This window comes from Nonomuraea sp. NPDC050733, from assembly GCF_040654215.1.
In the GTDB taxonomy this organism is placed as follows: Bacteria; Actinomycetota; Actinomycetes; order Streptosporangiales; family Streptosporangiaceae; genus Nonomuraea.
This window is the reverse complement of the sequence record NZ_JBFAHO010000029.1, coordinates 55,321-64,160: the sequence shown is the minus strand read 5'-3', so window position 1 is coordinate 64,160 and position 8,840 is coordinate 55,321. Positions and strand designations below refer to the sequence as shown.

At 67.2% G+C, this 8,840-nt stretch carries 14 protein-coding genes; 12 read left to right on the top strand and 2 right to left on the bottom strand.

The genetic code is table 11. From position 1 onward, the window contains the following. Positions 1-2: 2 nt before the first annotated feature. A complete protein-coding gene (locus AB0H64_RS32710) occupies positions 3-332 on the bottom strand; it encodes a hypothetical protein (protein ID WP_357632360.1) in 330 nt (109 codons plus the stop codon). Between the two features lie 235 nt (positions 333-567). On the opposite strand from AB0H64_RS32710, the gene AB0H64_RS32705 reads away from it, so the two are divergent. The 3 genes from AB0H64_RS32705 to AB0H64_RS32695 are packed head-to-tail and all read left to right on the top strand — an operon-like array spanning position 568 to position 2,651. Then, on the top strand, positions 568-999 hold the full coding sequence (locus AB0H64_RS32705; protein WP_357632358.1) for an XRE family transcriptional regulator: 432 nt from the start codon (positions 568-570) through the stop codon (positions 997-999). 45 nt (positions 1,000-1,044) lie between these two features. After that, positions 1,045-1,563, top strand: coding sequence for a hypothetical protein (locus AB0H64_RS32700; protein ID WP_357632356.1), 519 nt, complete (start codon positions 1,045-1,047; stop codon positions 1,561-1,563). Positions 1,564-1,577: 14 nt separating this feature from the next. Continuing rightward, complete coding sequence (locus tag AB0H64_RS32695; protein WP_357632355.1) at positions 1,578-2,651, top strand: MAB_1171c family putative transporter; 1,074 nt, start codon at positions 1,578-1,580, stop codon at positions 2,649-2,651. A gap of 160 nt (positions 2,652-2,811) precedes the next feature. Here the strand turns inward: AB0H64_RS32695 and AB0H64_RS32690 are convergent, their stop codons facing one another. Next, positions 2,812-3,300 (bottom strand): hypothetical protein, encoded by a 489-nt coding sequence (locus tag AB0H64_RS32690; RefSeq protein WP_357632353.1) that lies wholly within the window; start codon positions 3,298-3,300, stop codon positions 2,812-2,814. A gap of 238 nt (positions 3,301-3,538) precedes the next feature. On the opposite strand from AB0H64_RS32690, the gene AB0H64_RS32685 reads away from it, so the two are divergent. The 9 genes from AB0H64_RS32685 to AB0H64_RS32645 all read left to right on the top strand — a co-directional run bounded on the left by AB0H64_RS32685 (position 3,539) and on the right by AB0H64_RS32645 (position 8,830). Further along, positions 3,539-3,940 carry an excisionase family DNA-binding protein gene (locus tag AB0H64_RS32685; RefSeq protein ID WP_357632351.1) on the top strand — a complete coding sequence of 134 codons (402 nt, stop codon included), beginning with the start codon at positions 3,539-3,541 and terminating at the stop codon, positions 3,938-3,940. Between the two features lie 38 nt (positions 3,941-3,978). Beyond that, on the top strand, positions 3,979-4,311 hold the full coding sequence (locus AB0H64_RS32680) for a hypothetical protein (protein ID WP_357632349.1): 333 nt from the start codon (positions 3,979-3,981) through the stop codon (positions 4,309-4,311). Continuing rightward, positions 4,308-5,429 (top strand): hypothetical protein, encoded by a 1,122-nt coding sequence (locus tag AB0H64_RS32675; RefSeq protein ID WP_357632347.1) that lies wholly within the window; start codon positions 4,308-4,310, stop codon positions 5,427-5,429. Before AB0H64_RS32680 ends, AB0H64_RS32675 begins: the two co-directional genes overlap by 4 nt. Next, on the top strand, positions 5,429-7,102 hold the full coding sequence (locus AB0H64_RS32670) for a hypothetical protein (protein ID WP_357632345.1): 1,674 nt from the start codon (positions 5,429-5,431) through the stop codon (positions 7,100-7,102). Before AB0H64_RS32675 ends, AB0H64_RS32670 begins: the two co-directional genes overlap by 1 nt. A gap of 65 nt (positions 7,103-7,167) precedes the next feature. Next, positions 7,168-7,734: a hypothetical protein gene (locus AB0H64_RS32665; RefSeq protein WP_357632343.1), complete on the top strand. Its 567-nt coding sequence runs from the start codon at positions 7,168-7,170 to the stop codon at positions 7,732-7,734. A gap of 34 nt (positions 7,735-7,768) precedes the next feature. Next, a complete protein-coding gene (locus AB0H64_RS32660; RefSeq protein WP_357632342.1) occupies positions 7,769-8,080 on the top strand; it encodes an HU family DNA-binding protein in 312 nt (103 codons plus the stop codon). Further along, on the top strand, positions 8,080-8,361 hold the full coding sequence (locus AB0H64_RS32655; protein WP_357632340.1) for a hypothetical protein: 282 nt from the start codon (positions 8,080-8,082) through the stop codon (positions 8,359-8,361). Before AB0H64_RS32660 ends, AB0H64_RS32655 begins: the two co-directional genes overlap by 1 nt. After that, on the top strand, positions 8,358-8,654 hold the full coding sequence (locus AB0H64_RS32650; protein WP_357632339.1) for a hypothetical protein: 297 nt from the start codon (positions 8,358-8,360) through the stop codon (positions 8,652-8,654). The genes AB0H64_RS32655 and AB0H64_RS32650 overlap by 4 nt, the downstream gene beginning before the upstream one ends. Beyond that, positions 8,651-8,830 (top strand): hypothetical protein, encoded by a 180-nt coding sequence (locus AB0H64_RS32645; protein WP_357632337.1) that lies wholly within the window; start codon positions 8,651-8,653, stop codon positions 8,828-8,830. Before AB0H64_RS32650 ends, AB0H64_RS32645 begins: the two co-directional genes overlap by 4 nt. Positions 8,831-8,840: the final 10 nt, after the last annotated feature.

Sequence of the window (8,840 nt, the reverse complement as noted above, 5' to 3'; positions counted from 1 at the left end):
GCTTAGGAGCTCGACGGCGCGGAATCCCTGAGGCGTTCATAGCCGGGAGTCGAGATCGAGTCCCGGATGCCGATGCCGTGCTCCAACCCGATCGCGTACGCCAACTTGGCGTCGCCGATCATGCGCTGGAACGTCCGCAGCGCGACCAGCGCCACGGCGGTCACGGTCGCCACGATCGCGAAGCTGTGCAGCCACAGCAGGTAGACCGCGAGATTGAGCATGTTCGGGTTGGGGGCGACCCAGATGGTGGCGGCCGCGGCACCGATCCAGCCGAGCACGGCGACCGTCACGGATGTTGCCGAGGCGCGATCAGCGCGCAGCACATGCAGCATAGAGAATCCCCCAGTAGGTGGCGTTGGATACGTTTGCAGCCAGTTCTTGGTTGCGTAGTGCATGAGTTGCCCTCGGGTGGACACACCTGACGGCCGGCGCGTCCGCGCGATGCAGGCTGCGGGGTGCCGAGCGGCTGACACTAACTAGTGTTAGCGACCGGCCCGGTGTATGTTTCCGCTAGCATCTTGGATTTGTCAACTGTAGTTAGTGCCGCAGGCCCGAACGGAGTAAGCGATGCCCCTGGCTGCCCGGCTGACTCGCTTATTCGAGGTGATGGTCAACCCGGCAGACCGCGAACCCTATTCGCTGCGAGAAGCCGCAGAAGCCATAACAGCAGCCGGGACGCCGATAACCGACGCATACCTGTCGCAACTACGCACCGGGCAACGAACGACCTTGTCACTGGACAAAGCGATTGGGATCGCCGGCTTCTTCGGGGTGCCCGTCGAGTACCTGTCCTCCAGCGATGACAGCGCAGAGCTGGCGGCCTTGCGAGAACGGGTCGAGTCGCAGCTGGATCTTCTGGCGGCGCTCCTCAAGACAGGCACACAGGACCTTGCGCTGCGGTCGGCCGAGCTGTCTCCGGAAGGCCGCAGGAAGATCGCGAAAGTCATCGAGGAGACCCGGGCGCAGGAAGGATTGTCCTCGCAAGACGGTACTTTCTGATCTTCACCCGCTCGCCGACCAGCTTGCCGGAAAGGTCATGCTGACATGCCTGCCTCCCGTTTCGACGTCCCCGATCCTGTCCGTGCCGCGCTGAACGCTGTACGTCCGCCGAGGCCCTTCCACGTCGACACGTACCTGGCCCGCGTGGAGGCGTTCCGCGGCAACCCCCTTCACCTGCACGAGGACGACTTGCCGGTGGACGTGTGCGGGATGTGGCGCTTCGAGAACGGCGTCGACCACATTCACGTGCCGCGCGGCACGACCGGCTCCCAACGCCGGCAGATCGTCGCCCACGAGGTAGGGCACATGCTGATGGCCGACCCGAGCCGCAAGTTCGGGCACGGCCTGCGCGACGAGGAAGACGCTCTCGCCCGGCTGTCCGCACTCATGCCCGACCTGGACCCAGCCCGCCTGGCGATGTACCGGGCACGCACCAACTACGCCGACGAGGAAGAAGGCTGGGCCGAGCTGTACGGCACTTTCGCGGTCGCTGGCCTTTTCCCCGATGACACTACCCCCCAAGGGCGAATTGCCCGGATTCAATCAGCATTGGACGGTATGTAATGATTTACTGGTTAGTGACGCTGGTCGTTTGCGCGGTCGCGGTGTCGCGCTTACGCCAGCGCGAGACCCCCCAGGACATCGGCCTCCTCATCTGCTATTTCGGCTTGGCCGCCGGACTCGTGGTGGCACGGCCAGAGGTCGCCGCGCTCCTCGACTCCCTTGCAGGCGTCCCCCTCTCGTCACTGACAAAGCGCCTGTGTGGTGGCGCCGCCGCGCTCGGCGTAATTCTCTTCATGTCGGGGGTGGCCGCCCAGCGGAACACCCGAGGCTACGTGTACAGCGGAATCGCGGTCATGGCGCTGCTGGCCGTCACCTACGTAGCTGGCGCCTACCGGTGGGCGGAGACCGCCGACTTTTTCGCAGACCCGGCGCGGTTCGACTTCACCAGCACGTGGGCGCCGTGGGTCCACTTCCTGGCCTGGTACATCTACCTGGGCGCCGTCATGCTGTTCATGACGGCCATCTGCGCCAGCGCGGCGCGCAAAGCCACCGGACCGCTACGCACCCAGTTGTGGCTCATGTCGATCGGCTCGGTGGTGTTCGGCCTCTCCCCGGTGTACTCGCTGGCCGGTATCGCTGGCCTGATCCACTACGACCTCGGCGTGGACCGGGCCGCGTTCATCATGCCCGGCACCGTCATCCTGGTGCTGGGGATGACCTGGCAGGCCGCCGGCCGCCGCCTGTCCGACCTGCGCGCGTGGTGGCTGTACACGCGGCTGAGCGGCCTGTGGAAGCTGCTCACGACCGTCAACAGTGACGTCGTGCTGCAGCAGCTCAAGCGGGCGCCCTGGCAGGTGCGGCTGCACCGGAGGGTGGTGGAATGCCAGGATGCGCTGCGCGACCTGCTGGCCTACTCGCCGGCCGAAGAGGGTGAGGACGGCGGGGACATGCGCAAGACCGCAGTTCGGATGCAGGCGGCACTGGCAGCGAAGGAAGCCGGGGCCGCCAAGCCCGTCGAGGTCGGACCGCCGGCGACGGTCGGGGAGAGTGTCACAGAGGAAGCGAAGTGGCTGATCAAGGTGTGGTCGGCGTGGAGGCGGCTCCAGCGGAGGCAGCCTCACGTCGAGACCGTTTCGCCTGGGCGGTGACGCACGCGGCTGCGTCGCAGTACCTGCTGTAGCCCTCCGGAATGCAGCGACGCCCGGACAGGGGACAACCCTGGCCGGGCGTCGTCGTACCCAGGGCCAGATAAGCCGACGCGATCGCGATGGAGCTTCATCGGTCCAGCGATCTTGGGATTCCGTTGCGTCACGTTTCCTGCCGCATGATGTCCACCTGCTTGTTGTGTAGATCGAGCAGGGCATCCACCTGCTGCAGGAGTACCTGGATCATCTCGTTCTGCGTCTCCTCACTGAAGGGGAGTGTCCGAATTTGGGCGATTGCGGCCTCGATCCGCTCGGTTGTCCGCGCGGATGCGCCGCTCAGCTCGGCAGGCGCGCGGCGCCGGTCGAGCTCTTGGCGGAGGAGCTCGCTGGCCTTGTCGCGGCCGGCGGCCTTCACCTCTTCCGGGGTGGCGCCCACGACGAGGGCCATGAGGACGTACTCGCGGTCAGGGATGGACCTCTTGCCCTGCTCGTAGGCGGACCAGGAGCGGTCGCTGAACGGCTTGGTCGTGTAGGTGCCAAGCATCTCGGCGCAGCGAGCGACGCTCAGGGGGCCTTCGAGGCCGCGGTCGGTGCGTAGCCGCTGGATGAGGGCGGCGTCCGGGGGTAGGGCGGCGGTGTCGTGCTGCTGCATGACGGTCTGCCTCTCCTTCGGTTCTTGCGGTGGTCTTCTGTTTGTGCTGCACGGCGCCACCGTATCAGTTACGTGCGCGAACCTACCGACCTTTCGCGAAAGATCAGTCACACAACGTAATTTCGCGTGACTTCGCGAAGCTTCGCGAAATGACTTGATTTTCGCGAACAACCGGGTAATGTCGTTCAGGAAGTGCAATGATCTTCGGAGCGAAGATCACAAGACCCGGGAGGTGCCAATGACCAGCGCAAACACGGCAACGACGCCGGAGCGAATCGTCGGCGACCTCATCGACGCCGCCGTGCCGGACGATGAGCAGATGCTCGAAGTCGGGCAGGTCGCGAAGGTCCTCGGAGTGACCAACCGCGCCGTCCTCTACCTCCTGCAGGACAATCGGCTCAGCTACATCCGCACCGGAAAGCGCGGCTATCGCATCCCGAAGCCAGTGCTGGCCGAGTACCTGCTGCAGGGCTTCGTCCCCCGGCAGCTCACGGCCGCTGAGCGGCAACTGGCGGAAACGCGTCAGGCCATCCAGGACGCGGAGGCCAAGCTGGCGGACCTCACCGCACGCATCAACGAGCTGGCCGACGGTGTCGACACACCCCCCCGACGTAGACGGTCCACCCAAACCGTCTCGTGACCAACCCACCAGCACCACACATAGGAGACCCCACGACCATGACCATTGACGCAAGCACTCTTGCTAGCGCCAACGTCTCGAAGGGCTCAGACCTGCCGTTCGACCGGAAGTACGCCGTCGTGGCCATGCACGCCGCGCGGCACATGACCTGCCCGGCGTTCGGGCCGCTGCGTCTGCTCCTCGTCGACCTACTCCTCGAAGGCGGCCACTCGCCCATGGACGCGGGCCTGCACGCCGACGACCTGATCGGCGTCGCGTTGGGCGTGATCGTCAGCGTCGAGGTGGGCGAGCCTCGCAAGACCCCGTGGCCCGGCGGCCAGAAGTCGCAGCCGTACGTGCAGGCCATGAACGAGATGGAGACCAGCAAGTGAGCCGACTCGCAGCTGTCGCTGAAGAGGAGATGATCAACGGCCTGACCGGCGAGGCCGACGACGGGGACCCGGCCGCAGAGCAGGTGTTCCCCGACCTCTACCCCTGCCCCGGGGAGGAGTGCAAGAAGACGGGCAAGCTGCAGAAGGTCAACAAGACCGGCAGGATCCGCAAGCACAAGGCGAACAAGGGCGACGTGCTGCCCTGCACCGGCTCCGGCGCTCCGATCCTCACCGCGCGCATCCCGCACCGCAGCAAGTCCGGCTTCTACAAGGACCCCGTGACCGGCGTGCTGCTGCGGTCGGTCACCACCATCCTCAACCAGGGATCGGCGCACGAAGGGCTCGCCTACTGGTACGCCAAGGTCACCGCCGAGACCGCGATGGACAACGTGTTCGCGATGCTCGACGCCTCCCGCACCGAGGAAGGCCGGGCCGAGTTCATCAAGTGGCTCAAGCAGGAGCCGAACCGGCGCCGCGACGAGCGGGCCGATATCGGCAGCGCGGTCCACAAGCTGGTCGAGTGCAAGATCCTGGGCGAGCCCGCGCCGGTGCGGTTGCTGGCCAATGAAGAGCTGCGGCCGTACATCACCCACTTCAACCGGTGGGTCGAGGAGTGGGAGATCGACTTCGAGGCGTCGGAGATGGTCGTCGCTCACTACCAAGACGGCTACGCCGGGACGCTCGACTACCTGTTCCGGTCCCGGCCGCTTGCGCGCAAGCTCGGAGTGCCCGCCGACACGATCTTCCCCGGCGACACCAAGACGGGCGGCACCCTCAACGGGACCACGTACGACGGCTCCGTCCACGGCGTCTACCCGGAGGCCGGCCTGCAGATGAGCGCGTACCGCGCCGCCCCGTGGGGGTGGGAGCGCGACGGCACGCGCATCAAACTGCCGCCTCGGCACCACATCGGCGTGATCTTGCACCTGCGTCCGGAGGGCTACAACCTCTACCCCGCCCGCTGCGGCGACGACATGTACGAGATCTTCCAGACCATCCGCCGCATCGCGGAGTTCCACACCGGCCTGGCCAAGAGCGTGATTGGCGAGCCGCTGACCCTGGTCGACGACGACCCCACCGACGACGACACCAACGAGATCAAGGAGGAGGCAGCCTGATGGGCGGACGCATTCTCGACAGGCAGGCGCGACTCCGCACGATCGGCCGGTTCCGCCTCGGCACATTCGAGGGTCGACCGAAGGCGTCGGAGTTCTTCATCCCGACCTCGGAGTTCGAGCACATCATCCGGCAACTCGCCGACATCTTCGGCGGCGAGGTCGAGCAGTTCAAGCCGCAGGGCGACGGCGGCATGCAGTGGCGGCTGATGAATCCCGAGCTGACCTCCTTCGACGCGATCATCCCGCCGGGTCGTGACCCCCTCGACCAGGCGTACGAGAAGTGGAGCCGGGGCGGCAAGCAGGCCCGCTGCAACGGCGAGACCGTCGACAACCTGGGCGGCCGTCCCTGCGTCTGCAAGGCGACGTGGGGGCCGCGGTTCTGGGAGAACGCACCAGCGCAGCAGGCGTGCAAGCTGTACACCCGTCTGAACTTCTGGGTGCCTCGGGTCCAGGACATCGGGACGTTTCTGCTGGAGACGAAGGGCGCGAACGCCGGAGCGGAACTGCCGGGCTTCGTCGACATGATGCGCGGCATGTTCGGTGACAAGGTGGCGCTCCCTGTCAGCCTCTGGCTCGTCCCCCGCACCGGTCGGGAAAAGGGCAAGCTCAAGCACTACACCAAGGTCGAAATCGCGATCCGGGGCATGAACGCGCAGGAGGCGGCCTCCCGCATCATGGCCGCCGCGCCCGAACACGCCGAGCTCGGCGCCGGGGCGTCGGAGGACCGGCTGGCGATCGAGGCTGGCCAGCCCGAGCAGATCGACTACATCGCGGCCATCGGCGTCGCACAGACCCGCGACACCGTGGTCCACCTGTGGAAGAAGGCTAAGGCTGACCGCGAGGCGTGGATGGCCAACGGCGCGCAGATCGAGGCGGAAGCGGCCAAGCGCGCCAAGGAGATCGACCAGTTGACCGAGGCTTGGAAGGCCGTCGTCACCGCCTGGGAGGGCGGCGACATGGAGGCGCTGCACGGCGAGTTCGCGGACTTCTCCCGCGGTCGCCGTATCGAGGACGCCACGGCGGCCGAGCTGCAGGCGTTCCTCAAGCACATCCAGCCCGAGCAGCCCTCGACGGACGAGCAGGCCCCGCCCGAGCAGCCCCCCGCCGGCCACGGCGCGGAAGACGTGCCGGTACCGCTGGACGACGAGATCGTGGACGCCGACATCGTCGACGACCCTCCGGTGGCGAAGGAACGCCTGACCCGGATGAACATCATGATCGGCGAGCGCGGCATCGCTTCCGCCACCGGCAAGGGCAGCACTGCGGCGAACAAGGCCGCCAAGGCGGCGTGGCTGACCGAGACCGTCAAGCGGCCCGTCGAGTCCACCGCGGACCTCACCGAGAGCGAAGCCGACACGGTGATGGCGCATCTCAATGGCATGCCGATCACCAACCCCGGCAAGCCCAAGCAGGCCGCCGCCCAGCAGCAGGACCCGGCCGCACGCCGCACCCACATGCTGAACCTGTTCGGTGTGTTCGGCATCACCGGCGAGGACATGCTGCGCGACATCAGCATCATCACCGGCGTCAACGTGACCATGGCCGCCCCGCCGACGCCGCAGCAGATCGAGGACACGATCGACGTCCTGGAGTCCGCCGGCGGCGACACCGCCACCTACGACGCGATGATCGCGCAGATCCAGGAAGCCCGCGCCCAGCAAGCCGCGAACTGATCCCCCTTCGGCCCCGGCCCCCACACCCAAGGCGGGCCCCCAACCCCCCAAGGAGAACCAACCTCATGCGACCCATCTATGTGCAGACCGACGAGCTCACACCCGACCGCGTCACCTACGTCCGGTACGAGACGGAGGCGGCGCTGTCGATCGGCGACTACCGGCTGCCCACGTCGGCCACGGACGTGAGCAAGCTGCGGGAGGCTGCCAACCTCTACCTGAAGATCTCGACTGAGGCTGACAAGGCGTTCCGCGACCTGCAGGCCCGCATCGCGTTCCTGGAAAACCAGGAGGAGCAGCGGAAACTGGCCGCCGCCACGCAGGCCCCGGCCCCGGCTCCGGCCCAGGCCGCGCAGAAGCAGTGCATGTGCGGCGACACGTCCGCGCCGTTCACCGTGCACCGCCAGGAAGCGCCCTGCTACCGGGTGGACAACCGGCCCTGCCAGACCTGCCAGGGGAACGGCTGCCCGAACTGCGCCGGCCACGGCCTCGCCATCGTCAACCCCCCGCAGGAGGCCCAGGCCGAGCAGACCCGCGACTTGCAGTTCGTCGACGACGGCCGCACGCCCATGCCGAGCATGGACGCGTTCAACCCGCCCGCCCGGACCCCGGCGCCCGCGCCGGGCCACTGACCCCAGCACAACCACGATCACGAAAGAAGGACGCATGAGCGACAAGAAGACCAGCAACCTCGACGACATCGCGGCTCTGGTCGCGGACGCGACCGACCTTGAGGCGAAGGTTGCGAAGAAGGCCGTCACGGCGACGCTGTACGCGATCCAGCAGGAGGTGGCCAGGGGCAAGAAGGTGCAGTTCGTCAACTTCGGCAAGTTCGAGTTGGTCCACCAGGAGGCCCGCACGGCGCGGAACCCGCGCACCGGCGAATCGGTCGACGTGCCGGAGAGGTGGAAGCCGAAGTTCACCGTTGGGCAGGGGTTCCTCGGCCTGATTCAGCAGGCGCAGAGGCCGACGAGCTGATGCAACACCGCAAGTTCCGAGGGTGGGGCGGGCTCCGGGTCTTCGCAGCGTGGGACGCCAGGCGGCACACGTTCACCGCGTACGCCCGAGATGTCAACGACACGATCGTGTGGCAGGTCGGCCAGGAAGAGGTCGAGCTGCCGACGATCACCGCCCTCCAGCAGGCTCTTGAGCCGCGCCGGGCGTACCTCACCGTCGAGGTGGTGGCTGCCCTCCTGGGAGACCAGGAGGGCGGCACCGCCGCTCTCGCCGGCATCGGCGGGGTGGGAGTTGCCCAATGATCGGAGTGCCCGACACGGCCGTCATCGTCGGCAGCGTGATCGCCGTTCTCGGCGGGGTCATCGTGTTCAGCTATTTGGCGTCCAGCGAGAGCCGCCGCCATCAGTGCAGGTGGTCGCCGGTGGCCGTCTCCAAGTTGAAGGCTGTTGCCTTCGGGTCGGACCAGACTGCCGTGCTCAAGCGGTGCTGCTGCGGTGCCCTCCAGTCGACAACGCTGGTCGGCGCGTGGACGTTCGCCCAGGTAGTGGGGGCGGAAGCCGAGGCCGGCACCGCCGCCGAGGACGTCGCCGTATGAAGCCGCTGATCTACGTTCTCGTCGGCGTGCTGCTCGGTCTCACGGCGCTGGCCATCCTCTTCTGGGTCCTGGCCAGCGCCCGTGACGACCGCGTCGTCCAGCAAGGCACCCCCGCCCCAGAGCAGTACCGGCAGGTCGGCTTCCGGGTCGACGGCGACGCTGCCCAGAAGCCGTAGGACAACCGGT